20 protein-coding genes are annotated in these 22369 nt (G+C 66.3%); 10 read left to right on the plus strand and 10 right to left on the minus strand.

The genetic code is table 11. The annotated features are described in order from the left end of the window. Positions 1-9: 9 nt before the first annotated feature. Positions 10-432 carry a hypothetical protein gene (locus AC1DRE_RS03770; RefSeq protein ID WP_476983402.1) on the minus strand — a complete coding sequence of 141 codons (423 nt, stop codon included), beginning with the start codon at positions 430-432 and terminating at the stop codon, positions 10-12. Positions 433-521: 89 nt separating this feature from the next. Here AC1DRE_RS03770 and AC1DRE_RS03775 point away from each other — a divergent pair, with 89 nt between their 5' ends. Beyond that, complete coding sequence (locus AC1DRE_RS03775) at positions 522-1184, plus strand: helix-turn-helix transcriptional regulator (protein ID WP_476983403.1); 663 nt, start codon at positions 522-524, stop codon at positions 1182-1184. On the opposite strand, the gene AC1DRE_RS03780 is transcribed toward AC1DRE_RS03775, so the two are convergent. Further along, the gene (locus AC1DRE_RS03780; protein ID WP_476983404.1) at positions 1171-2049 is read right to left on the minus strand and encodes a DMT family transporter; all 879 of its coding nucleotides are present in this window, start codon (positions 2047-2049) and stop codon (positions 1171-1173) included. The two genes, AC1DRE_RS03775 and AC1DRE_RS03780, sit on opposite strands and share 14 nt — an antisense overlap. Positions 2050-2106: 57 nt before the next feature. On the opposite strand from AC1DRE_RS03780, the gene AC1DRE_RS03785 reads away from it, so the two are divergent. Then, positions 2107-3336 carry a cysteine desulfurase family protein gene (locus AC1DRE_RS03785; RefSeq protein WP_476983405.1) on the plus strand — a complete coding sequence of 410 codons (1230 nt, stop codon included), beginning with the start codon at positions 2107-2109 and terminating at the stop codon, positions 3334-3336. Here the strand turns inward: AC1DRE_RS03785 and AC1DRE_RS03790 are convergent. Continuing rightward, a complete protein-coding gene (locus AC1DRE_RS03790; protein WP_476983406.1) occupies positions 3315-4565 on the minus strand; it encodes an NAD(P)/FAD-dependent oxidoreductase in 1251 nt (416 codons plus the stop codon). The genes AC1DRE_RS03785 and AC1DRE_RS03790 overlap by 22 nt on opposite strands. A 242-nt stretch (positions 4566-4807) precedes the next feature. On the opposite strand from AC1DRE_RS03790, the gene mnmA reads away from it, so the two are divergent. Further along, the gene (gene mnmA, locus AC1DRE_RS03795) at positions 4808-5929 is read left to right on the plus strand and encodes a tRNA 2-thiouridine(34) synthase MnmA (protein WP_476983611.1); all 1122 of its coding nucleotides are present in this window, start codon (positions 4808-4810) and stop codon (positions 5927-5929) included. A 137-nt stretch (positions 5930-6066) separates the two neighbouring features. Then, positions 6067-7707: a gluzincin family metallopeptidase gene (locus AC1DRE_RS03800; RefSeq protein ID WP_476983407.1), complete on the plus strand. Its 1641-nt coding sequence runs from the start codon at positions 6067-6069 to the stop codon at positions 7705-7707. Positions 7708-7714: 7 nt separating this feature from the next. Here the strand turns inward: AC1DRE_RS03800 and AC1DRE_RS03805 are convergent, their stop codons facing one another. Further along, complete coding sequence (locus AC1DRE_RS03805; RefSeq protein WP_476983408.1) at positions 7715-8542, minus strand: caspase family protein; 828 nt, start codon at positions 8540-8542, stop codon at positions 7715-7717. Between the two features lie 315 nt (positions 8543-8857). Here AC1DRE_RS03805 and AC1DRE_RS03810 point away from each other — a divergent pair, with 315 nt between their 5' ends. The 6 genes from AC1DRE_RS03810 to AC1DRE_RS03835 all read left to right on the plus strand — a co-directional run bounded on the left by AC1DRE_RS03810 (position 8858) and on the right by AC1DRE_RS03835 (position 16165). Further along, positions 8858-10492 (plus strand): ABC transporter substrate-binding protein, encoded by a 1635-nt coding sequence (locus tag AC1DRE_RS03810; protein ID WP_476983409.1) that lies wholly within the window; start codon positions 8858-8860, stop codon positions 10490-10492. 131 nt (positions 10493-10623) lie between these two features. Further along, positions 10624-11715, plus strand: coding sequence for an ABC transporter permease (locus tag AC1DRE_RS03815; protein WP_476983410.1), 1092 nt, complete (start codon positions 10624-10626; stop codon positions 11713-11715). 1 nt (position 11716) lies between these two features. Next, a complete protein-coding gene (locus AC1DRE_RS03820) occupies positions 11717-12742 on the plus strand; it encodes an ABC transporter permease (RefSeq protein WP_476983411.1) in 1026 nt (341 codons plus the stop codon). Continuing rightward, positions 12739-14433 carry an ABC transporter ATP-binding protein gene (locus AC1DRE_RS03825; protein ID WP_476983412.1) on the plus strand — a complete coding sequence of 565 codons (1695 nt, stop codon included), beginning with the start codon at positions 12739-12741 and terminating at the stop codon, positions 14431-14433. The genes AC1DRE_RS03820 and AC1DRE_RS03825 overlap by 4 nt, the downstream gene beginning before the upstream one ends. A 136-nt stretch (positions 14434-14569) precedes the next feature. Further along, entirely contained in the window at positions 14570-15013 is a 444-nt protein-coding gene (locus AC1DRE_RS03830; RefSeq protein WP_104172242.1) for a chorismate mutase, read from the plus strand. 126 nt (positions 15014-15139) lie between these two features. Continuing rightward, on the plus strand, positions 15140-16165 hold the full coding sequence (locus AC1DRE_RS03835; RefSeq protein WP_476983612.1) for a uroporphyrinogen decarboxylase/cobalamine-independent methonine synthase family protein: 1026 nt from the start codon (positions 15140-15142) through the stop codon (positions 16163-16165). Here AC1DRE_RS03835 and AC1DRE_RS03840 read toward each other — a convergent pair. From AC1DRE_RS03840 to AC1DRE_RS03865, 6 genes are read right to left on the minus strand one after another with little or no spacing between them, the layout of a single operon-like run. Further along, positions 16162-16875 carry a DUF4166 domain-containing protein gene (locus tag AC1DRE_RS03840; RefSeq protein ID WP_476983413.1) on the minus strand — a complete coding sequence of 238 codons (714 nt, stop codon included), beginning with the start codon at positions 16873-16875 and terminating at the stop codon, positions 16162-16164. The two genes, AC1DRE_RS03835 and AC1DRE_RS03840, sit on opposite strands and share 4 nt — an antisense overlap. Positions 16876-16903: 28 nt before the next feature. Then, a complete protein-coding gene (locus AC1DRE_RS03845) occupies positions 16904-18196 on the minus strand; it encodes a DUF58 domain-containing protein (protein WP_476983414.1) in 1293 nt (430 codons plus the stop codon). After that, positions 18196-19224, minus strand: a complete 1029-nt coding sequence (locus AC1DRE_RS03850) for an AAA family ATPase (RefSeq protein WP_476983415.1) — start codon at positions 19222-19224, stop codon at positions 18196-18198. The genes AC1DRE_RS03845 and AC1DRE_RS03850 overlap by 1 nt, the downstream gene beginning before the upstream one ends. After that, on the minus strand, positions 19221-20489 hold the full coding sequence (locus AC1DRE_RS03855) for a DUF4350 domain-containing protein (RefSeq protein ID WP_476983416.1): 1269 nt from the start codon (positions 20487-20489) through the stop codon (positions 19221-19223). Before AC1DRE_RS03855 ends, AC1DRE_RS03850 begins: the two co-directional genes overlap by 4 nt. Then, positions 20486-21208, minus strand: a complete 723-nt coding sequence (locus AC1DRE_RS03860) for a DUF4129 domain-containing protein (RefSeq protein WP_476983417.1) — start codon at positions 21206-21208, stop codon at positions 20486-20488. The genes AC1DRE_RS03855 and AC1DRE_RS03860 overlap by 4 nt, the downstream gene beginning before the upstream one ends. Next, a complete protein-coding gene (locus tag AC1DRE_RS03865) occupies positions 21205-22281 on the minus strand; it encodes a DUF7847 domain-containing protein (RefSeq protein WP_476983418.1) in 1077 nt (358 codons plus the stop codon). The genes AC1DRE_RS03860 and AC1DRE_RS03865 overlap by 4 nt, the downstream gene beginning before the upstream one ends. Positions 22282-22369 lie beyond the last annotated feature (88 nt).

Below are 22369 nucleotides of genomic sequence, written 5' to 3' on the forward strand. Positions count from 1 at the left end.
CCGACCGCGCTATCGTGGCCGGCGGGAATTCCGCGTTGACAGGCGGTTGAGGGCCAGCGCACCCACGAGCAGGCCAAAATCGCGAAGGGCAATGTCGAGGAAACTGCCCAGCAGCAGCAGGTTGATGATGATGCCCAGCAGCCACACGGCCACCAGCATCGATCCGAAGCGCGGCCGGACTGCCACCGCGATGCCGGCGATCACTTCCACAACGCCCACGATGTACATGATGGTCTGGGCCGGGAGCGGAACGACTGACGTTGCGACCGGGGCCAAATAGATGGTCCAGTCGGCGAGCAGATTAGTGAACTTGTCGAGGCCAAAAATGATCGGCGCGGCCGTGAAGACCGTTCGCAGCAGCAGGAAGGCCTGATGGGCCGGGTCACCAGCAAGCGTGCGGCCGGGCGAACTCAGCACCGAGGGGGATTTCATGATGAACTCCTTCTAAAAGTAGGTATCATAATTTTAGAAAGCATTGCAGGATTAAGCAATGAATCTTGTTTTTAGAGTTAGGGTGTTCCATGCGCAGACTTCCCTGGGCCCGCCGGATCGCAGCCCTGGCATCCCTGGGCGATGAGAACCGACGGAACCTTTTCGGCTTCGTCTCCTCATCGCCCCGCCCGGTGGGGCGCGACGATGCTGCCGGCGCTCTCGGAATCCCGCGAAGCACGGCGTCGTTCCATTTGGACAGGATGGTCCAGGACGGGGTCCTCACCGTTGAGTTCCGCAAGCTCGGCGGCAAGGCCGGGCCCGGCTCGGGGCGGCCGGCGAAGATGTACCGGACGGCGCAGCCCGAAGTGGGCGCCTCCGTGCCGGACCGCAACTACGATCTTGCCGGCGAACTGATGGCAACAGCCATCGAACAGTCCAGTGCCGCCGGAGAGCCCGTCCGGGACGCACTCCTGGCCACTTCCTACGCGAAGGGCCTGGCAATGGCGGAAGGGAGCGGGAGCCTCGAGGAATTCCTCTCGGCGGAAGGCTATGTGCCGGAGCCCGACGGCGCCGGCGGCTACGCACTCCGCAACTGCCCGTTCCACCGGCTCGCGGACAGCCACCCGGAAGTGGTCTGCGCCATGAACGGGGCCTTCCTGGGCGGCGCCGCTGCCGGCTGCGGCCTGGCGGAAGGCCGCATAGCGGGCAACAACGTCCCAGGTGAGTGCTGCGCGAGGGTTACCCCGCCCTGACTTCCTGTGGCTTTTTGGGCCGGCTCGCCATCAGGACACCCGCTATGACCAGCAGGCCGCCGATGACCTGGGACAGGCTGATCGGAGTCCCCGTGATGACGGTGATGGCCGCAGTGAAGACGACCATGAGGTTCAGGTAGTTTCCGGCCGTCGCCGGTGCCGTTGTCTTGAGCGCGAGGTTCCAGAAAAGGTACGCCCCCAAGGACGGGAACACGGCGATGTACGCGAGCGACCAGCCTTCTGCAGCCGTCGCAGGGAACTCTGCCCCGGCGCCGAGGGCGAACGGAGCGAGGATGGCAGTGGCCATCACCACCTGCACCGCCGTGGCGGCAATGGCGGGAAGCCCCAGCCTGCGGGCAACGATGGTGTAGAAGCCCCACACCACAATCGCGCCGATCATCAGCAGCTCGCCGGCATTGAACGTGATGCTGAAGGCGCGGTGCAGCTCGCCCCGGGTCAGGACCAGGACCACGCCGGCCAGCCCCAGGGCAATGCCCAGCCAGCCGTACGCGCCGGGCTTTTCACCCAGGAAGAAGATCGCCATCACCACGATGAGCGCCGGATTGGCGGCAGTGATCAGTGAAGCGTTCAGCGCCGAGGTGTGTTGGAGGGCAGTGTAGAGGAGCAGGGTGTAGCCCCCCATGCCAAGCACGCTCAGGAGCAGCAGCACGCGCCAGCGGCCCAGGACGGCACGCCAGTCCGGACGTTCCACGAAGTGCGCCAGCGCCACGAGCGGCAGGGCAGCGAGCGCCCATCTCCAGAAGGTGAGTTCCAGCGGCGTCATGGTGTTCACGGCAGCCTGCCCCACCACAAAGTTGCCGGACCAGAACAGGGTGGCCAGCACCAAGTAAATCGAGGCTTTCACCGCTTGAATCTACACCGGCGCCGGAGCCCCCTGGGCGGCCGCGGCTAGAATTGGCTTGTGTCCGTTTACCTCGATCATGCCGCCACCACGCCCATCGCCGCCGAGGCTCTGGCGGCACTCACCCGCGAGCTCGCCAGGACCGGAAACCCATCATCGCTGCACGGCTCGGGGCGCCGGGCCCGGCGATCCGTGGAGGACGCCCGCGAGGCAATTGCCGCCGCAGCCGGTGCCCACCCGTCAGAGGTCATCTTCACTTCGGGCGGCACGGAGGCCGACAACCTGGCTGTGAAAGGACTGTATTGGGCCCGCCGCGCCGAAAACCCGGCACGCACCCGGATCCTCTGCTCCGCCGTCGAACATCACGCTGTCCTGGACACCGTTGAATGGCTGGAACGGCACGAGCAGGCGGACGTTTCCTGGCTGCCCGTCGATTCCAGCGGCGTTGTGGACCTGGGGGCGCTGCGGTCCGAGCTGGGCCGGAACCCGGAGTCCATCGCCCTCGTGTCGGTGATGTGGGCCAACAATGAGGTGGGCACCATCCAGCCGGTGCGGGAAGTGGTTGAGGCTGCCCATGCCGTCGGCGTTCCCGTGCATTCAGACGCCGTCCAGGCCTTTGGGTCCGTTCCCGTGGACTTCCGGGCGAGCGGACTGGATGCCATGTCCATCTCCGGCCACAAGATCGGCGGCCCGGTGGGTGTGGGTGCCCTGCTGCTGGGCCGGTCTGTGAAGCTGACACCGGTGCAGCACGGCGGAGGCCAGGAACGCGATGTCAGATCCGGAACCCTGGATACGGCATCAATTGCCGCCTTCGCCGCCGCGGCCGAAGCCGTGACGAAGGACCTGCCGGGGGAGGCGGCCCGCATTGCGGGGTTGAGGGACAGACTGATCGCCGGTGTGCAGGAATGCGTCCCGCAGGCGGTCCTCCGCGGCGCGCCCGGAGTTGGCCGCCTGCCCGGTAACGCGCACTTCACCTTTCCGGGCTGCGAGGGCGATTCCCTGCTGTTCCTGCTGGACCTTGCCGGGGTGGAATCGTCCACGGGTTCCGCCTGCACGGCCGGTGTTCCGCGGCCCTCGCACGTCCTGCTGGCCACGGGGCTGGACGAGGCGACCGCGCGGGGTGCGCAGCGCTTCTCGCTGGGCCACTCATCCACTGAGGCCGACGTCGATGCCCTCCTGGCAGCGCTCCCGGGCGCCTATCAGCGTGCCAGCCAGGCAGGGATGGCGGGCCACGAATCGACGATCCAGACGGCCGCCACCGTGGCCCGTCAGTCGTCCGCCAGGAGCTGATCCAGCGCGACCGCAGGGTCCGCCAAACGGCTTGCCTGGATGGGCGCCCGGCTGGAGATCAGCGCTTTGATGGCTTTCTGTGTGCGCGGAACGTTGACGTTCATGCCTGCGACCACCTGGCCCTCGTGCTGCCAGAACGCGATGAACTCCTTGCCGGCCAGTGAGCCGCGGATGACCGGTTCGGCGCCCGCGGCCAGGGTGGGAAATCCCGAGTACTCCATGCTGACGTCGTACTGGTCGGTGTAGAAATAAGGGATGGTCTCCAACGCGGCGTCCCGGCCCAGCATCGACTTTGCTGCGACGTTGCCGCCGTTCAGCGCATTCGACCAGTGCTCGCTGCGGTGGTGCTGGCCGGTGAAGGGGTGCAGGGCGTTTGCCACGTCCCCGGCCGCAAAGATGTCCGGTCCGCTGGTCCGCAGGGCGGCATCGGTCAGTATTCCGTTCTCCAGAGCCAGGCCGGCCTGCTCCGCGAGCGTGGTTTCGGGGGTCACTCCCACGGCAATGACCACGGTGTCGGCCGGCAGGGCCTCACCCGATCCGGTGACCACTGCGGTGACGCGGCCGGAATCGCCCAGGAGTCCGGCGGCGGTGGCCCCGAGCCGGAACTGCACGCCGTTGGCTTCATGGAGCGAGCGGAAGAACCGGCCCAGTTCGGGGCCGATGGCGGCCGCCAGCGGAATGTCCTCGAGTCCGAGGAGGGTCACGCGGTTGCCGTAGCTGGAGGCCGCGGCCGCAAGTTCCATCCCGATCCAGCCGGAGCCGATCATGACGACGTCGCGCCCGCCCGGCGACAGCCTTTCCCGGAGGCGGCGGCTGTCATCCAGGGTCCTGAACATGGTGACGCCGTCCAGCGTGCTCCCGGGCAGCGGGATGTGCCGGGGAAGGGCGCCGGTAGCCAGCAGCAGGGCGCCGTAGCCCAGGGTTTCGCCGCTGCTGAGCCGTACCGTGTGGGGGCCGGGATCGATGCCGGCGACCTGCACGCCCAGGCGGAGGTCGACGTCGTTCTCTGCGTACCAGGCCTCGGGCGCCACGGGGAGGGCTTCCTCGCCGGCTTTGCCAAGCAGGTACTCCTTGGACAGCGGCGGCCGAAGGTACGGGTGGTGCAGTTCGGCGCCAATAAGGGTGATCCGGCCGGAGAATCCCTCGCCGCGCAGGGTGCGGGCAGCGGTGGCGCCGGCCAGGCCCGCCCCGGCAATCACGATGCTTTCGGTGGTGCGTTCGACAGGCATGGAGCCGCTCGATTCCTGGCAAGCCGGCGCGTCCGGCCGGGCATTCTAAAAATAGTAATCCTGACGATAGAAGCCGGGGGGATGGCCGTCAAGGGCCGGCGGGCACGTTTTAAGCGTCCCTTTTCCGAGGCAGTAGAATAGACGGGCATGCAGTGTGTCCAGCCGGACCGGCCAGGGATGCGCTGCAGCCCCACAATCAAACCCTTCCCCTAAAGAAAGACAGCATGCGAGTTCTTGCAGCCATGAGCGGCGGAGTCGATTCCGCCGTTGCCGCCGCCCGCGCCGTCGAGGCCGGACACGACGTGGTCGGTGTCCACCTGGCGCTGTCCAGGATGCCCGGAACGCTCCGTACCGGCAGCCGCGGGTGCTGCACCATCGAGGACTCCCGTGATGCCTGGCGTGCCTGCGATGTCCTGGGCATCCCGTACTACGTCTGGGACTTCTCCGAGCGGTTCAAGGAGGACGTGGTCCAGGACTTCATCGACGAATACGCCGCCGGACGAACGCCGAACCCCTGCATGCGCTGCAACGAACGCATCAAGTTTGCAGCGCTGCTGGAGAAGGCAATCGCCCTGGGATTCGACGCCGTCTGCACCGGCCACTACGCCAAGGTCATCACCGACGCCGACGGAAATCCTGAACTGCACCGTGCGGCCGACTGGGCCAAGGACCAGAGCTATGTGCTCGGCGTCCTCACCCACGAGCAGCTCAAGCACTCCATGTTCCCGCTGGCGGACACGCCGTCCAAGGCTGAAGTCCGAGCGGAGGCCGAACGCCGCGGGCTGTCCGTTGCCAACAAGCCGGACAGCCACGACATCTGCTTCATCCCGGACGGCGACACCGCCGGCTGGCTGGCGGAAAAGATCGACATGACCACGGGCGACATCGTGGACGAATCCGGTACGAAGGTGGGTGAGCACCCCGGCGCCAACGCGTTCACTGTTGGCCAGCGCCGCGGCCTCAAGCTGGGCACCCCGGCGGCCGACGGCAAGCCGCGGTTCGTGCTGGAGATCCGGCCCAAGGAAAACAAGGTGGTGGTGGGACCGGAGGCTCTCCTGGCAATCGACGAGATCCGCGGCATCAAAGTTTCCTGGGCGGGCCTGCCGATTGCGGAAATCGCCACCGGCGAAGAGTTCGACTGCCACGCCCAGGTCCGCGCCCACGGCGATCCCGTCCCTGCAACGGCCCACACCGAACTGCTGAAGGACGACGACGGCGGGGAGCGGACCAACCTTGTGGTCACGCTCACCACGCCGCTGCGCGGGGTGGCCCCCGGACAGACCGTGGTGCTCTACCAGGGAAGCCGGGTCCTGGGGCAGGCCACCATCGACGCAGCGCGCTCGCTGCAGCGCGCGGCGCTCTAGCGGGATAACGACGTCCGCGGCGGGTTGCCGTAGGCAATCAGTCCCGCGACCGCAATAATTGAGGCCTGGGGAACCAGGCTTCATGCAGACCATCGATCCATTGGGTGGGCTGCAACGTTGAGGAAAGCGGGCCCGCTATGGTCTCTGCAGCGCTTGGCATCGGGCATGGCCTTGAGATGGTCGCGCTTACCGCCCTCGCCGAGGGCCCCTTCACCCGCAAATCGGGAAAACCGCTTACCACCAGCATTCGGGTGCCCGTGGAGAGAATGATCAACGGCCCGGTGGGATCACGGTTCGCATTGCGGGTGCGGGCGCCCGGTGCTGACGGGCCCCGGCCCGTCTCCCTCTCCGTGGACCGCAACGAGTGGTGCATCGACGACCAGGACGCGCCCTCCGGGCTTGAGGACCTGCTGGCCGATAGCCGGTTCCTTGCCCAGCACGTTTATGCGGTGGCGACCGCGACACTCCATGCCTTCGAGGTAACCCTGGGCCGTCGAATGGGATGGGCCTCGGGGCACCGGCTGGTGATCAGTGTTTACGATAAAGTCCCTTACACCTCCACGGGCTACAACCGCGAGCGCGGCCTGATCCGATTTGGGCACAGAACCGATGACCGCTCGAAGCGTTCCGTTCCATTGGGCCTTTATCACGATCTCGTGGCCCACGAGGTGACGCACGCGATCCTGGACGGATATCGACGGCAGTGGACAGACAGCGACGCCTTGCTGGACGGCTATGCCCTGCACGAGTGCATCGCCGATCTCGTGGCAATGCTGAGCGTTTTTTCATCGCCCGAACGCGTGGAACAGCAGTTATCAGTGGCTGTTCCTGGCCCGAACGGCCGCCCGGGCACCGTGCCCGCCCGGAACATGGAAAAGGAAGTCCTTGCCTCCGGGCTCTTTGGGCTGGCTGACGGACTGTTTTCACGCGGCGCGGCCAGGCGGCCCCTTGACAAGGACGTGCCGTTCGAGTGGCAGCTGGATCCCGAGCCCCACCGGCGGGGTGAGATTGCCGTGAAGGCCGTGCTGGACGCCGTCGTCAAACTCTGGCTGCAGCGGCTGGAAAGGCCAGGGGGCCGGTCGAGCCGCTACCAGGTGGCGGAAGCCGGGGCGAACCTCGGGCATCAGATGCTGGGGATGGTGCTGCGCGGGCTCGCCTACATGCCGCCGGTGGACCCGGGCTGGGAGGACCTGCTGCGAGGGATCCTCGCAGCAGACGCCGTCCTGGTGCCGACAGACATGATGGGATACCGGCAAGCCGTGCGCGACGCTTTCTGGGACATTGACCTTTCCACGGAACCTGATGAACTCCTGGACGGGCTGAAGCATCTGCGCGATCTGCGCTATCCTGTCCGGTTGTCCGCCCTGGCCGCCGACCCTGAGGAGGTCAACCGGTTCATTTGGGAGAATCCGCGCTTGATCGAGGCAAGCGGCATCGATCAGGACACGAGCATCATGGTGAACCGGGTGCGCCCCAGCACCCGTGTTGGACCGGACGGTTTCGTGGTCTCCGAAATAGGCGCTTCCTTCGTGCAGTCGGTCACCTTGTCCAAATCCGAAGCGAGGAACAGGCTGGGCCTCCGGGTGGACAGCGACTATTACACGGTCCGTGGCGGGGGCCTGCTGCGGTTTGATGAGGGTGGAAGGCTGTGTTTCGCCGCACTCAAGCCGGTCATGGACGCGGAGTGGCAGCAGGAAAAGCTCGAAACCATCAAAAGGGAAGCCGGCACCAGCATGCCGGCGGAGACCTTCCACCCGGAGGAGGACCGCCGGGAGTGAGTCTCCCTCAGCTTCCCCAGGGAGCCTTCCGCGCCGCCGTCGTGCCTTCCAGCTGCGCGACCTGGTCGAACCCGCCGGCCCGGAGGCCCTTGCTGACCAGCTTCAGGATGTCTGCCCGGCCCAGGGTGCCGTCGCCCCTGACGGCCTTGATGAAGTTATACGTGAAGGCGCCGTTGTAACGGCCCTCCAGGTAGGCATCGGCTGCCGTCTGGTCGGCGCGGCAGGCCGCCAGGAGCACCGGTTTGACCCCACTGCCGGCCTTGACAAGGTCGCGAAGTGCCCTCGACTCGGTGAACTCGGTGGCCGCCACGCCGCGGGCAGTCGGCGCCGGCAGGAAGCGGGGCCGCCGCCCGGGCAGGAGATCCAGTGACTTCAGGCCGGTGCCGCTGTGGCAGGTATCCAGCACCACGTCCATGAGCACGCCGTCCGGCAACCGTGCAAAAAGGGTGAACAGCTCGTCATCCGAAATGACGGTGGCCGGATCCCACGAGTCGCCCGAGTTGTTGATGTCGTAGCAGGCGAAGGCTTCATCCAGGCGGTCCGCCTCGTCGTCGCTGCTGTCCGGGATCTGCGTTCCATGGCTGGAGAACGTGAAGACGATGTGCTGCAGCTCGCCCGACGCGGCGCGGTCCAGCAGCGAATTAAGCTGCGCCACGACCCGCTCCTTCGTGGCCTGGGAGTCGAGCAGGATGGAGATGTCGGCGCCGGGAAATCCGTAGCCTGCCTGCAGCAGCCCGGCCAGGTCGCGGGCGTCATTGACGCAGCCCTGCAGCCAGCTGGATTTTGGCAGATGTTCGAACTCGTTGATTCCCACACAGAGGGCGGCTTTGCTCATGACGTGTTTCCTTCAGCCAGGTAACGACAGGAATCCGGTGATGCGGTCAACGCAGTCCCACTCTATTCCGGGGGCCGGGGTCCTTCAATGGCAGCGCGCAATCGTTCCGCCGGGCGCCGATCCGGCCCTTACACAGAAGAAAACGATAGTTTTGCCCCAATCAGGTAAATTTTGTGTCTCAACTCACAGGTTGAAACGATTCATCGATCTGCGTTCTGATTGAATCGTGTGATCAGGACAACGTTCCGCCCACCGAGTCCAACTGATCCAGTTGCCGGGCGGCGCGCGTGTACTCATCGAACAGAAAGTCCACAGATGGCAATGAACAAAAAAGCCCTGCACAGCGCCATCGCGCTTGCGGGTGTTTCCGCGTTTGCACTGACAGCCTGCACGGGCCCGTCCGGCGGCGGCGGAACTTCCACCGGCGGCGCCGGAGGCGGAACCATTACCTACGGCACCACGGATAAGGTCGTTACCCTCGATCCCGCAGGCTCCTACGACGCCGGCTCGTTCATGGTGATGAACCAGATCTACCCGTTCCTCCTGAACGCCAAGCCCGGTACGGCAGATGCCACTCCGGACATCGCGGAGTCCGCGGAATTCACGAGCCCCACGGAGTACACCGTGAAGCTCAAGCCGGACCTCAAATTTGCCAATGGCCACGCCCTCACCTCCTCCGATGTGAAGTTCTCCATTGACCGCGTTGTCAGCATTGCGGATCCGAATGGTCCGGCCTCGCTCCTGGGCAACCTTGACTCCGTGGCCGCCAAGGATGACACCACGGTGGTCTTCACCCTCAAGGCCGGCAACGACCAGGTATTCCCCGGTGTCCTCGCAGCCAACTCCGGACCGATCATCGACGAAGAGGTCTTCCCGGCGGACAAGCTGATGACCGACGACGAGATCGTCAAGGGCAAGCCCTTCGCAGGCCCGTACACCATCGAGAGCTACAAGAAGAACGAGCTGGTCAGCCTCAAGGTCAACCCGGACTACAAGGGCCTGCTCGGCAAGCCCGCGAATGACGGTGCGACCATCAAGTACTACGCCGACTCGAACAACCTCAAGCTGGACATCCAGCAGGGCAACATCGACGTCGCCGGCCGCAGCCTCACCGCAACAGACGCCGCCGACCTTGAGAAGGACTCCAAGGTCAAGGTCCACAAGGGCCCCGGCGGCGAGCTGCGCTACATCGTCTTCAACTTCGACACCATGCCGTTCGGTGCCAAGACTGCCGACGCCGATCCCGCCAAGGCCCTGGCCGTCCGCCAGGCGATGGCCAACGTCGTGGACCGCGACGCCATCGCCACCCAGGTTTACAAGGGCACGTACCTGCCGGCGTACTCCGTGGTTCCCGACGGATTCGTCGGCGCCATCCAGCCGCTCAAGGAAATGTACGGCGACGGCAACGGCAAGCCCAGCCTCGACAAGGCCAAGAAGGCCTTCGCCGATGCAGGAGTCACCGCTCCGGTGAACATCAAGCTCCAGTACAACCCGGACCACTACGGCAAGTCCTCCGGCGACGAGTACGCCATGATCAAGGAGCAGCTCGAGAAGTCCGGCCTGTTCAAGGTTGACCTGCAGTCCACTGAGTGGGTCACCTACTCCAAGGACCGCACGGCCGACGCCTACCCGGTGTATCAGCTGGGCTGGTTCCCCGACTACTCGGACGCGGACAACTACCTGACTCCGTTCTTTGTTCCGGGCAACTTCCTCAAGAACCACTACGAGAATGCGTCCGTCACCGAGCTGATCAAGGAACAGCTCACGACGGTTGACAAGGCAGAGCGCGAAAAGGTGCTGGGCGAGGCCCAGACGGCCGTCGCCAAGGACCTGTCCACACTGCCGCTGCTGCAGGGCGCCCAGCTCATGGTCGCCGGAAAGGATGTCAAGGGTGTCGACCAGACCCTGGACGCATCCTTCAAGACCCGGCTTGGCGTAATTTCCAAGTAGGTCCAGTTCTCCATCCGGTCCTGACCAGCCGAGGAGGCGGGGCGCCTGCGTGGCGTCCCGCCTTTCGTGCGGGAGCAGGGCAACAGATTCCGGGGCTCACGAGGCCGCCGGAAGAACACATTTAGGTACCAATGACAACACTGATTGAGGCGCCGCCAACCGACGCCGACGGCCTGCTGCCGTCAAAGAAGAAGTCGTCCGGCGGGGGACTGGGCCAATACATCCTGATCAGGTTCCTGCTGATCTTCCCTACAATTTTCATTCTCGTGACGCTGGTGTTCTTCCTGATGCGCATCACGGGCGATCCCATTACAGCGGCCATGGGCGGCAGGCTCCCTCCCGAGCAGCTGGCGGAGCGGATCGCCGCGGCAGGCTATGACCGTCCGATCCTGGTGCAGTACTTCGAGTACCTCGGACAGCTCGTTACCGGCAATTTCGGCACCACCCTTTCGGACAACCGGCAGGTCACGGAAATGCTGACCACCTACGGGTCGGCCACCCTGGAACTGACCATCAACGCGTTGCTGGTCGCCCTGGTGGTAGGTATTCCGCTGGGCATGATCGCCGCCTACCGGAGGGACCACGCTCCCGACGCCGTGCTGCGCGTCTTCGCCATCGTCTGCTATGGGACGCCGGTGTTCTTCGCCGGCATGCTCCTGAAGCTGACGTTCGCCGTCTGGCTCGGCTGGCTGCCCGTGGCAGGCCGCGCAAAGACTTCCAGCGAGCTGGAGCTCACTTCCCTGCAGTCGCCAACGGGCATCTACTGGCTGGATGCCGTCCGCAGCGGCAACATGGCAGCACTCGGTGACGTCATGGCTCACGCGGTCCTGCCTGCGGTTGCCCTTGGACTGCTGACCGCAGGCATTTTCCTCCGCCTGGTCCGCACCAACGTGATCGGCACACTGGGCAGGGATTACATCGAGGCCGGCCGCTCGCGCGGCGTCAGCGAATTCCGGCTCGTCACCAAGCACGCCTACAAGCCCGCGTTGATCCCCATCATCACGGTGATGGGCCTGCAGATTGCAGTGATGCTCGGAGGCGCCGTGCTGACGGAAACCACCTTCGAATGGAAGGGGCTGGGATTCCAGCTGGCCACCTACCTCACGGCACGCGACTTCGTCGCAGTCCAGGGCATCGTGGTCCTTCTTGCCGTGATTGTGGCCGTGACCAACTTCATCGTGGACATTGTCGCCGCGCTGATCGACCCCCGCGTGAGGTACTGACATGAGCACCCCTACAACTGCCGAACCCACGGCGGATCCGCGCGCTTCGCTCTTCCGCCGGTTGCCGGTCATCTCGCACTTCAACAAGAGCGTGGGCCTGCAGCGCGGCATGCTGGTGGCGGGCCTTATCCTGACCGGCGCCTTCGTGCTGACGGCCATTTTCGCCCCTCTGCTTGCCCCCTACGGGTATTCCCAGCTCTCTGACGCGGACGGCAACTTCCCCGCCCAGCAGGAACCCGGCGGAAAACACCTGCTGGGGACCACTGTGGGCGGCTACGACGTTCTGTCCAGGGTTATCTGGGGAACGCAGACGGCCATCATGGTCATCGTTGTGGCTGTCCTGATGTCGATCTTCATCGGCGTCATCCTGGGACTGGTCAGCGGCTACATCGGCGGCTGGCTGGACCGGATCCTCGTTGTCATCGCGGACGCCATCTATGCCTTTCCCTCTTTGCTGGTCGCAATTGTGATGGCCATCGTCATCAGCGGCGGGCAGTCGAGCCTGCTGGGCGGCGTCATGGCCGCGGCAATCTCCATCACGGTGGTCTTCATCCCGCAGTACTTCCGGGTGATCCGGGCCGAAACCATCCGCCTGAAAGCCGAACCCTTCGTGGAATCCGCCAAGGTGGTCGGGGCGTCCAACATCCGCATCATGAGCCGGCACATCTACAAGAACGCCACGCGCACCCTGCCGCTGATCTTCACGCTCAATGCCTCCGAAGCCATCCTCACGCTTGCGGGCCTGGGCTTCCTGGGCTTTGGCATCGAACCAAGCTCTGCCGCCGAGTGGGGCTTTGACCTTAAGCAGGCGCTGGCCGACACCACGTCCGGCATCTGGTGGACGGGCGTGTTCCCGGGCCTTGCCATGGTACTGACCATCGTCGGCCTCACCCTCATGGGTGAGAGCATCAACGACCTTAACGATCCGCGGCTGCGCGGACGCAAGAAGGCCGCCTCCGGCAAGGGCGGACCTGATTCCCCCGCAGGCGCCCAGGCTGCGCTCGAAACAGAAGCGAGACTTCCATGACGATCAACATCGACAAACACGGCACCGGTCCGGTCCTGGATATTGAGCACCTGAAGGTCACTTTCGCCACCGATGCCGGGGACGTCTATGCAGTCAAGGACGTCAGCCTGGAGGTCAATCCGGGCGAAGTGGTGGCGATCGTCGGCGAATCGGGCTCCGGCAAGACCGTCACGGCGAAAACCATCCTCGGCCTCCTCCCGGAGACCGCCATCAGTTCCGGCGCGGTGCTGATCAACGGGAACAACGTCATCAGCGTCAGCGCCTCCAAGCTGAGGCAGATCCGTGGCCGTGACGTTGCCATGGTGTTCCAGGAGCCCTCCACGGCACTGAACCCCGTCTTCACCGTGGGGTGGCAGATCGCCGAAGGCATCCGCGCGCATGCGGGCGGCACGGGCAAACGCGTATCGGCCAAGGACGCCAAGGTCCAGGCAATCGAAGCTCTCCGCAAGGTGGGCATCCCGGACCCTGAAAACCGCGTGGACTACTATCCCCACCAGTTTTCCGGCGGCCAGAAACAGCGTGTGGTCATCGCCGCGGCGCTCGCACTCAATCCCGGGCTGATTGTGGCCGACGAACCCACGACCGCCCTGGATGTCACCGTCCAGGCCGAGATCCTCCAGCTGCTGCGGGACCTGCGGGACAAATACGGCACGTCGATCGTCCTGATCACCCACAACATGGGTGTGGTGGCCGACCTCGCCGACCGGGTGGTGGTGATGTACCAGGGCGACGTCGTCGAAGAGGCGCCAGCCAAGGTGCTGTTTGCGGAGCCGAAGCAGGAATACACCCGGAAGCTGCTGGCAGCCGTGCCGCACCTGGGCCGGAACTCCGCCTCGCAGGGAATGACCACGCGGGCACACCAGGACCGGAAGGTCCTCGTGGAAGCCAAGGGCCTGACCATTGAATACCCGGGCAGGCTGGGAAGTCCAAGCTTCAAGGCCGTGGACGGCGTCAGCTTCACGCTGTCCGAGGGCGAAGTGTTCGGGCTGGTGGGTGAATCAGGGTCCGGCAAGACCACGATCGGTCGTGCCATCGCGGGCCTGAACCGCACCACCGGCGGCAGCCTTAAAGTGCTGGGCTACGAGATGCTGAACCTCAAGGAACGGACGTTCAAGCCCCTCCGCAAGGACATCGGGTTCGTATTTCAGGACCCGGCGGCTTCGTTCAACCCGCAGCTGACCATCGGTGACTGCGTTGCCGAGCCGCTGATCATCCATAGCAATCCGACGCCTGCCCAGGCGCGGAAACGCGTGGGCGAGCTGCTCGAGTCGGTGCAGTTGCCGGCGTCGTACGCTGACCGCTTCCCGCATGAACTCTCCGGCGGGCAGCGGCAGCGAGCATCACTGGCCCGTGCCCTGATCCTGAACCCCAAACTGCTGATTGCCGACGAGCCCACTTCGGCCCTGGACGTTTCCGTTCAGGCCGTGGTGTTGGAACTGTTCAAGGAGATCCAGCAGGAGTTCGGGTTTGCCGCACTGTTCATCAGCCACGACCTGGCCGTCGTGGACATCCTGTCCCATTGGGTTGGCGTGCTCTACAAGGGCAAGCTCGTGGAGCAGGGACTTGGCACCCAGGTCATGGGCGACCCGCAACATGACTACACGCGGAAGCTCATCGCGTCGCTGCCCGTACCCGATCCGGACGAACAGGCGAAGCGCCGGGAAGCGAACCGCTCGCTGCTTGCCGGCTAGTTCCAGTCCCGGGTGAAGATGCCCGCCGTCCCCTGTGGGCGGCGGGCATCTCCGTCAGGCGTTTCCGTTCCTCGGGAACGTTTCGCGGACGCTTAACAGCCACGGGCATTTAGCGCGGTGCCCATAGACTGGAGCCATGACCGAGCAGAACCAAGATCTTTCAGACGCCGAATCCTACGATCCCTCAGCCAGCTCATTGGCCGGACAGGTGGACCAATCGGTGATGGCGGAACTGCTGTCCATCCGGTCCAGCATCGACAACATCGACGCCACTCTTGTCTTCCTCCTGGCCGAGCGGTTCAAGGCCACCCAGAAGGTCGGATTCCTCAAAGCGGCTCACAAGCTCCCGGCAGGGGACCCCGGCCGGGAGACCGCCCAGATCGCAAGGCTGCGCCGCCTCGCCGAGGAAGCGCACCTGGACCCGGCCTTTGCGGAAAAGTTCCTGAACTTCATCATCGGCGAGGTCATCAGGCACCACGAAGCCATCGCCGAGGACCACCAGGCCGCGGAGAACAATGGAGCCGCCGCCAGCCAGCCGCGGCTTTCGCAGGCCGCCCCGTCCACAGCCGTCGACGCCTAGGCCATGCCGGAATCGAACCGCTCAAGGGCTGGCGGACAGGACCCCAGGAACCAGGACCCCCGGAACGCTGATTCCAGGAACCAAGGCCGCCGGAACGCTGATTCCCGCAGTGCCGACGCCAGCGTCATCGAAACCCGCCAGGTCACGGCCACCGCCTTGGGGCCGTGGCCGGGAGAAGACCCGCTGGAGTCAACCCGGATCGTTCGCGGTGAGCTCGGCAGCCCGCATCTGCCGTTCCTGGTGGAGCTCCCGGACCGCGGGGTCGGTTCGGATGCGCTCGGCAGGACTGCCTCACTGCTGGTTGACCTTTCGGTCGACGTCCAGCCCTACGGGTGGCGGATCGTGGACCGCCCGGGGCGGGACCTGATGAAGGCGAAGTCGGCCCTCTCCACGGACGTCAACGTCCTCGCCGATGTCGCCGGGACCGAAGAGATCCCGGCGCGGGACTTCAAGGTCCAACTGCGCGGACCCCTCAGCCTGGCCGCGGGCCTGCACCTGCACAACGGTGAACGGGCTTTGATCGACTATGGCGCCCGACGCGACATCGCCGAGTCGCTGGCAGCCGGCGTCGGCGATTTCCTGGCCCGGGTGGGCACGGCTGTTCCCGGGGCACGATTGGTTGTCCAGATCGATGAACCTGATATCGCCGCCGTCCTGGCCGGAACGATTCCCACGTCCAGCGGATACCGGACCCTGCGGTCGGTGCCGGGTCAGGAAGTGACAGAATCGTGGCGGCTGGTGATCGACGCGATCAGGGCCGCCGGCGCTGTGGAAACGGTCATTGCGGTTGCCGAAATCGAGGCGCCCTTTGACCGAATACTCTCTTCCGGGGCGGACGGGATCGCTGTCCCGCTGAAGGCGCTCACCTCCCGGCAATGGGAAGAGCTCGCCGGCGCAGTCGAGGCGGGGAAGAGCCTATGGGCCGGTGTGCTGCAGGTGAACGACGCGTCAGCTGCCCTGCCACGTGTCCAGGATGCAGTGGAGAACGTGTGGCGGCCCTGGCGTCAGCTGGGACTTCCCGCCTCCGCGCTCGACTCCATCCGCGTGACGCCGTCCGCGGGGCTGGCGGGGCACACGCCGTCGTCCGCCACCGCTGTCCTGACCCGGCTGACCCAGGTGGCGGACGGGCTCAACCAGCTGGCCCTCGGCTAAACACGGCTCTCCCACCTGCCCGGCCGGGCGTAGCCCGGGAGATGGCCGGGTGCCGTGGCGGCGCCCGGGTAGGAGCGGAGCCGGTAATCGAAGCTCCCCGCGTAGACCAGGACGAGGCCCAGCTGCGGCTGGATTACCTTGACCTGGATCCGGTGCTTTCCGTGGCTTCCCTCCGACGGTTCCCACCACTGCTCCGCGTACGCTTTGGCGTCCACAGCGGCCGGTAGCGGGATCCGCAAGGGACCCAGGAAAAGCCGGGAGGCCTCGGAAACACCCCGGAGCCGCCCGTCGGCGGTCACGCTGAGGTTCAGGTCGGTGACGAGGCGACGGTAGCGGCCCACGTAATCGACCAGTCCCGGGTTGCTTCGGGACTCATCGAAGCTGGTGGTGTCATGGAACAGCCGCGTCCGTCCGGGAAACTGGATCTCACGTCTGGCAGTGAGGCTCGACCGGCCGAACGGATCGAGGTGCGCGTGGTTTTCGATCCGGAACGGAATACGCTCACCGTACTCCGGGAAGAACGCTTCCTCCCCGCTGGTGAGTCGCAACAACGGCCGCAGCCACTGCTGCCGGCACCCTACGACGTCGAACACCCCCTCACCCACACCGTAGCGTCCCGACCCGGGAGCAAGGGAAAAGTACTCCTGCAGCTCGGGCTGGAGCCGGGCGAAATCGCTGCCCAGGGCACGTTCATAGATAGGCGTGTTCAAGGGAGCCTCCTGCTTTTCGATTCGTCGGTCATAGTCTTCCGGCGGCCTTGAGCCGGATGTAAGCGTCCGCCAGTGCCGGCGGCAGCTGGTGCGGTTCGGCGTCGACCACTTCGACGCCCATTTGGCGGAGCTGGATGGCTACCGCCTCGCGTTCCAGCAGCGCGCGTTCGGCTGCTGCCGCGCGGAACACCTGTGCCGCCGTCCCGCGTTCCTTTTGCATGGTGCCCAGCATGGGGTCCCGCACCGAGGCAACCACCACAACATGCTGCTGCGCCAGTTGCGCCGCCATCGGGAGCAGTCCCTCCTCGGGCGCGCCGCCGTCCAGCGGGGTCAGCAGCACCACGAGGGAACGGTGCGCGGAGATCTGCCGGATCTGGCCCGGGACCTGGCTCCAGTCCAGCTCGATGAGCTCCGGTTCCAGCGGGGCCATGGCCTGCACGAGCTGTCCCAGCAGGTTGCCTTTTGACGCAGAGCCCGCCCGTCCGCGGGTCCGCCGGTCGAAGGCGAAGAAGTCCACACGGTCGCCGCCGCGTTCCGCGAGGACGGCGAGCAGCAGGGCCGCCTCGATGCCGGTGTCAAGGCGCGGCTCGTCGTCGATCCTCGCTGCAGCCGTCCGGGACGTGTCCAGCATGATCACTACGCGCCGGTCCCGTTCGGGCCGCCAGGTACGGACGACGACGGCGGACCGCCGCGCCGTGGCGCGCCAGTCTATGGAACGCACGTCATCACCGCGGACGTAGTCGCGGAGCGAATCGAATTCGGTGCCGGCGCCCCTGATCTGGACCGCGGCCTTTCCATCGAGCTCACGCAGCTTACGGAGCTTGGACGGAAGGTGGCGCCGCGAATGGAACGGCGGGAGCACGCGGATTGCGCCGGGACAGGGGAGGGTCCGCTGCCGCGCTGCCAGCCGCAGCGGACCGAAGGCGCGAAGGGTCACATGCGGAGCCTTGAGGTCGCCCCGGCGCGCAGGCCGGAGCGTCACCGTCATGCGCCGCCGCTCCGCGGCCGGAACGTCCACCCGCTGGCGCGGATTCTGCGCACCCGCCGATGGCTGCCACGCGTCGCGCACCAGGGCACGGAGCGGGCGGTTACCGGTGTTCCCGATCGTCAGGACGGATTCGGTGCTTGCACTGAGCGCGACATTGCCCGGCAAAGTGCGGTACAGCGTGACCTTCCGGAGCGATGCCGCAACGGAGAGGTCCAGGAGCAGCAACGCGCTGAGGGCGAGGCAGACCAGCAGAACCGTGCCCCAGCCGGGAAACAGCATCACCGGCACCAGCCCCGCCAGTGCCAGAAGTACGAACCGTCCTGAAATGGCCATCAGCGCGGAACGGGCACGGATGCCAGGATGCTGGCGAGGACACCGTCCACGTGCACGCCGTCCATCTGCGCTTCGGGCTGCAGCGCCACCCGGTGTCGCAGGCAGGGGAGCGCCAGTGCCTTGACGTCGTCCGGTGTCACGAAATGCCGTCCGGACAGCCACGCCCACGCCCGGGCGGCGCTCAGCAGGGCCGTCGCGCCGCGCGGGGACACGCCCAGCTGGAAGGACGGTGCGGCACGCGTGGCCCTGGCGATGTCCACGATGTAAGCCGCGACTTCCGGCGCCACCTCCACCGCAGCCACTGCCTGGCGCGCCTGTTCCAGTTCGGCAGCGCCTGCCACCGCGCGGACACCGGCCGCGGCCAGGTTCCTGGAATCGAAGCCGGCGGCATGCCTGCGGATGACCTCAATTTCGTCCGCCCGCCCCGGCAGCGGCATGGCGAGCTTGAGCAGGAAACGGTCCAGCTGGGCTTCGGGCAGGGGATAGGTGCCCTCGTACTCCACCGGGTTCTGGGTGGCGGCGACGATGAACGGGACGGGAAGAGGCCGTGAGACACCGTCCGCCGATACCTGGCGTTCCTCCATGGCTTCCAGCAGGGACGCCTGCGTCTTCGGCGGCGTCCTGTTGATTTCATCCGCCAGCAGGATGTTGGTGAAAACCGGGCCCTCCCGGAAACTGAATTCGGAGGACCGGGAGTCGAAGACCAGCGAGCCGGTGATGTCGCCGGGCATCAGGTCCGGGGTGAACTGGACGCGCTTGGTGTCCAGGCTCAGGGCCGCGGACAGCGTGCGGACCAGCAAGGTCTTGGCCACACCGGGAACCCCTTCGAGCAGCACGTGCCCGCGGCACAGCAGGGCGATCAGCAGCCCCGTGACGGTGGCGTCCTGGCCCACCACGGCCTTTGCCACCTCGTGACGCACATCGAGCAGGGCCTGCCGGACGGGATCCGTGCCGGGGGTGGCCTCGGCCGTTGCCAGGGCAGGGCCGCCGGGGCCGCCCTGAATGAATCCGTTGGTCTGCTCACTCATCGGGCGGTTACCTCTTTCTCTAGGGTGTCCAGCTGCTGGGCCCAACGGACCAGCTCGCTTTCAGTTCGGGGACGGGCCTCCAGCACGCGGGCCGTCTGTTCAGCCGGGCGCCCAAGGTGCCGGGCGGCGGCGTCGACGATGGCCGTAGACTCAGCATCCGGACCCAGCCGGAGGACCCGCGCGAGCCGGACCAGCGTGCCCGCCCTGAGGTTGTCGGCCGCCCGGTCCACGGCATGGGAGTCATGGTATAGCCGGGCGCGGCCCTCGGCGGTCTCAACGGCCTTGACCACCACCGGCAGCGGCTCGAAGACCAGGGGCCCCAGCCGGCGACCCCGCCAGACCATTGCCAGCACTGCCACCAGGGCAAGCCACGGGCCGAGGAAGGCCACCCACGGCGGGGCCAGCTCATCCAGGGTCTTCGGCGCGTCCGCAGTGGTGACATCGGCAATACCGGGGAGATACCAGACCAAATGGTCCGAGCCCCCAAGGGTCCGCAGCGCAAGCGCGGCGTTGCCTTGTTCATCGAGCCGGCCGTTACTGATGATCTGCGTACTGCCCAGCACCACCAGCCGGCCGTCGTCGCTGGTTGCATACAGCCCGCCAAGGCCTTCCGAGGGCTCATAGCAAGGGCGGTCGGCCTGGTAGAGGTAGGCGGACTCCGCAGTGACCGCTCCGGCGGTGGCGGGATCATCCGTCCCGCAGCCTGGATCCAGCGTGGCAACCCCCGCCGGGACAACTCCGGCGGGGCGGATGTCACCGCCGAGGGCGCTGAGCGCGTTCAGCCTGGGAGTCACCACGACCAGCCTGTCCGTGGCCTGCTGCAACTCCTGAAGCTGTTCACCGTCCAGGTAGCCGTTTCGGTCGTAGAGGAGCAACGTTGTTCCGCTGCTGTCCCCACTGTCATCCGACGGATCGCCGAACGCACTGTGATCGGACGTACTGTGCCCGGAAGTATCGTCCAGGGCGGACATCGTTGCCGCGAGGTTGTCGGTCTGGCGGACATCCACGCCCTGGTTTCGCAGTATTTCGGCTACGGCCCTCGCCCCGTCCGGGGCTGCGTTTCGCGTGGACAGGGGAACGGTGTCGCCGCGGGGCGAAAGCTGGGCAATAATCGTCAGCGCCACACCCAGCGCGAAGACTATGCCGATGAGGGTCCACGTACGGTGCCGACGGATCCATGCCCGGACGGTTTGGCCCGCGAGGCCACTTCCGGGGGCGGGCCCCGGCGAAGCGGGCCGGCTCTCCGACTCAAGTACGGGCGTCATAACGGCAGCGCCAGGCGGTCCGCAGCCGGCCGGCCGAAGTCGGGCTTTGCGGATTCCAGAAGCTGATCCAGGCCCACCATGTCGGCGTGATCCCTGGCGGTGGCGTCCGCGCTGCCGTACCGGACGGCGTCGAATTGATCGGCGGCCCGCCGCAGCTGCGCGGCACAGCCGCCGAAGGCGCCAGCCAGCTGGCCGGCCACCTCGTCCGCCGTCCGGCCCGGCAGCGGGTCGATCACCGTTCGCTCCTCCGCGGACCGGACGATGGCCCTGAACTGTTCGACGACGGCGGTTCGCCAGTCGGAGCGTGCGGCCGCGGCTGCCGCCAGCCGCCGGTATTCCGCCGGGCTGATGGAGGGATCGGCGTCGACGACGTCTCCGGCCGGGCGCCGACGGGCGTTCAGCCGGGGGCGCGCGAGGAGGATGGCCACTGCGATGACCACCACAATGGTCACCCCGATGGCCGGTACGGCGACGCCGCTGTCAATTGCGGGGTCGCCGCTATTGAGCGATCGCAGCCAGTCCGTGAATTGCCGCCACAGATCGGTCAGCCAGTCCGGTTGCGCGTCCCGGTACACCGGCTTGGACAGTTCTTCGGCGGCCCACCTGCTGGCCTCCTGCCTGTCGGGCTCCACGGGAGGTTCAGCCGGCGTCCGGCCGGCGGCCGAATGCAGGACCGTACCCACCGCGGATGCCGCCTCGGAAAGGGCCGGCCGGCTCATCCGGAGCCCGGCGGCGGGCCGTAGCCTGGGGGCGGGCTGTAGCCTGGCGGCGGGCCGTAGCCCGGGGGCGGGCCGTAGGGGGTGTGGGACCAGCCGCCGGGAGCAGGGCGGCCCGCGTTCCCCTCCGGGGCGATGCCGCGTCCGGGGACGCCGTTGGCGTCCGTGCCCGATTCCAGTAGCCGGAGCAGGGCGAGGTCGAGTCCTTCCTTGCGCATCCGAAGGTCCATGTACAACAGGCCCATCACGGAGGTTTGGAAGGCGTACGCCACTGCCCCTACGAGAGCCGAGACGATGAGTGACGCGATTCCGACGCCCACTGCGAGGGCACGTTGCGCGTCGTCGCCGCCATGGGGCGCGACGACGGAGGAAAATCCGCCGGAAACGAGGCTGATGGGGATCAGGACAATCTGGCTGATAATGCCGATGAGGAGGGAAACGACCAGCGTGATGCCGAAGATCCGCCACCAGTTGTGCCGAGTCAGCTGCCAGGACCTTCGGAGGCCGTCAAGTACGTCCAGTTCCTCGACGACAATCGCAGCCGGCGTCACGAGGAACCGGATGGAGAGCAACAGCACGGTCGCCATGGTGCCGAGGAACAAGGGGACGATGATGAGCGCAGACATTCCGCCCATCGAATCTGCCAGGAGCCAGGTCCCGCCCACCAGTACGGCGACGACGGCGACACTGGCCAGGATCATGAGCCCACCAAGCCCGAGCAATGAGCCGATCCTGGACCGCGACAGCGACCACATCTCCTTGAAACCGGTGCGCCAATTAAGGACGGACCGGGCCACGGGAACCACCATCACGCCCTGAAGCACAAGCGAGATAAAGACGGACACCAGTCCAAGAATGACGGCACCGGCCAGGACGCCGAGGCCCAGGCCGACCATTTCCGTAGGGCTCAGGCTTTCCAGCCACAGCCCGAGGGACTCGCCGTCCGATCCGGCCTGTGCCGCCGCGAGCGCACCGGCAATGGTTCCCAGGGCCTGTGCCAGGAGGCCCGCACCCAGCATCGCTGCGGCGTTGCGCCTGATGGTCTGAAACGAACCGTCCAGGATTTCGCCGAACATCAGCGGTCGCAGCGGAACTATCCCGGGCTTCGGCGGGGCGACATACCTTGGCTGAACGTATCCCGGCTGATTGAAGGAAGGCTGTGGC

The organism is Arthrobacter sp. P4_H3, assembly GCF_056400885.1.

Bases quoted from the DNA above. Each gene is read 5' to 3' on its own strand.
- AC1DRE_RS03770 (WP_476983402.1), bottom strand. From the start codon at position 432: ATGAAATCCCCCTCGGTGCTGAGTTCGCCCGGCCGCACGCTTGCTGGT.
- AC1DRE_RS03775 (WP_476983403.1), top strand. From the start codon at position 522: ATGCGCAGACTTCCCTGGGCCCGCCGGATCGCAGCCCTGGCATCCCTG.
- AC1DRE_RS03790 (WP_476983406.1), bottom strand. From the start codon at position 4,565: ATGCCTGTCGAACGCACCACCGAAAGCATCGTGATTGCCGGGGCGGGC.
- mnmA (WP_476983611.1), top strand. From the start codon at position 4,808: ATGAGCGGCGGAGTCGATTCCGCCGTTGCCGCCGCCCGCGCCGTCGAG.
- AC1DRE_RS03800 (WP_476983407.1), top strand. From the start codon at position 6,067: ATGGTCTCTGCAGCGCTTGGCATCGGGCATGGCCTTGAGATGGTCGCG.
- AC1DRE_RS03805 (WP_476983408.1), bottom strand. From the start codon at position 8,542: ATGAGCAAAGCCGCCCTCTGTGTGGGAATCAACGAGTTCGAACATCTG.
- AC1DRE_RS03810 (WP_476983409.1), top strand. From the start codon at position 8,858: ATGGCAATGAACAAAAAAGCCCTGCACAGCGCCATCGCGCTTGCGGGT.
- AC1DRE_RS03815 (WP_476983410.1), top strand. From the start codon at position 10,624: ATGACAACACTGATTGAGGCGCCGCCAACCGACGCCGACGGCCTGCTG.
- AC1DRE_RS03820 (WP_476983411.1), top strand. From the start codon at position 11,717: ATGAGCACCCCTACAACTGCCGAACCCACGGCGGATCCGCGCGCTTCG.
- AC1DRE_RS03825 (WP_476983412.1), top strand. From the start codon at position 12,739: ATGACGATCAACATCGACAAACACGGCACCGGTCCGGTCCTGGATATT.
- AC1DRE_RS03830 (WP_104172242.1), top strand. From the start codon at position 14,570: ATGACCGAGCAGAACCAAGATCTTTCAGACGCCGAATCCTACGATCCC.
- AC1DRE_RS03845 (WP_476983414.1), bottom strand. From the start codon at position 18,196: ATGGCCATTTCAGGACGGTTCGTACTTCTGGCACTGGCGGGGCTGGTG.
- AC1DRE_RS03850 (WP_476983415.1), bottom strand. From the start codon at position 19,224: ATGAGTGAGCAGACCAACGGATTCATTCAGGGCGGCCCCGGCGGCCCT.
- AC1DRE_RS03855 (WP_476983416.1), bottom strand. From the start codon at position 20,489: ATGACGCCCGTACTTGAGTCGGAGAGCCGGCCCGCTTCGCCGGGGCCC.
- AC1DRE_RS03860 (WP_476983417.1), bottom strand. From the start codon at position 21,208: ATGAGCCGGCCGGCCCTTTCCGAGGCGGCATCCGCGGTGGGTACGGTC.
- AC1DRE_RS03865 (WP_476983418.1), bottom strand. From the start codon at position 22,281: ATGTTCGGCGAAATCCTGGACGGTTCGTTTCAGACCATCAGGCGCAAC.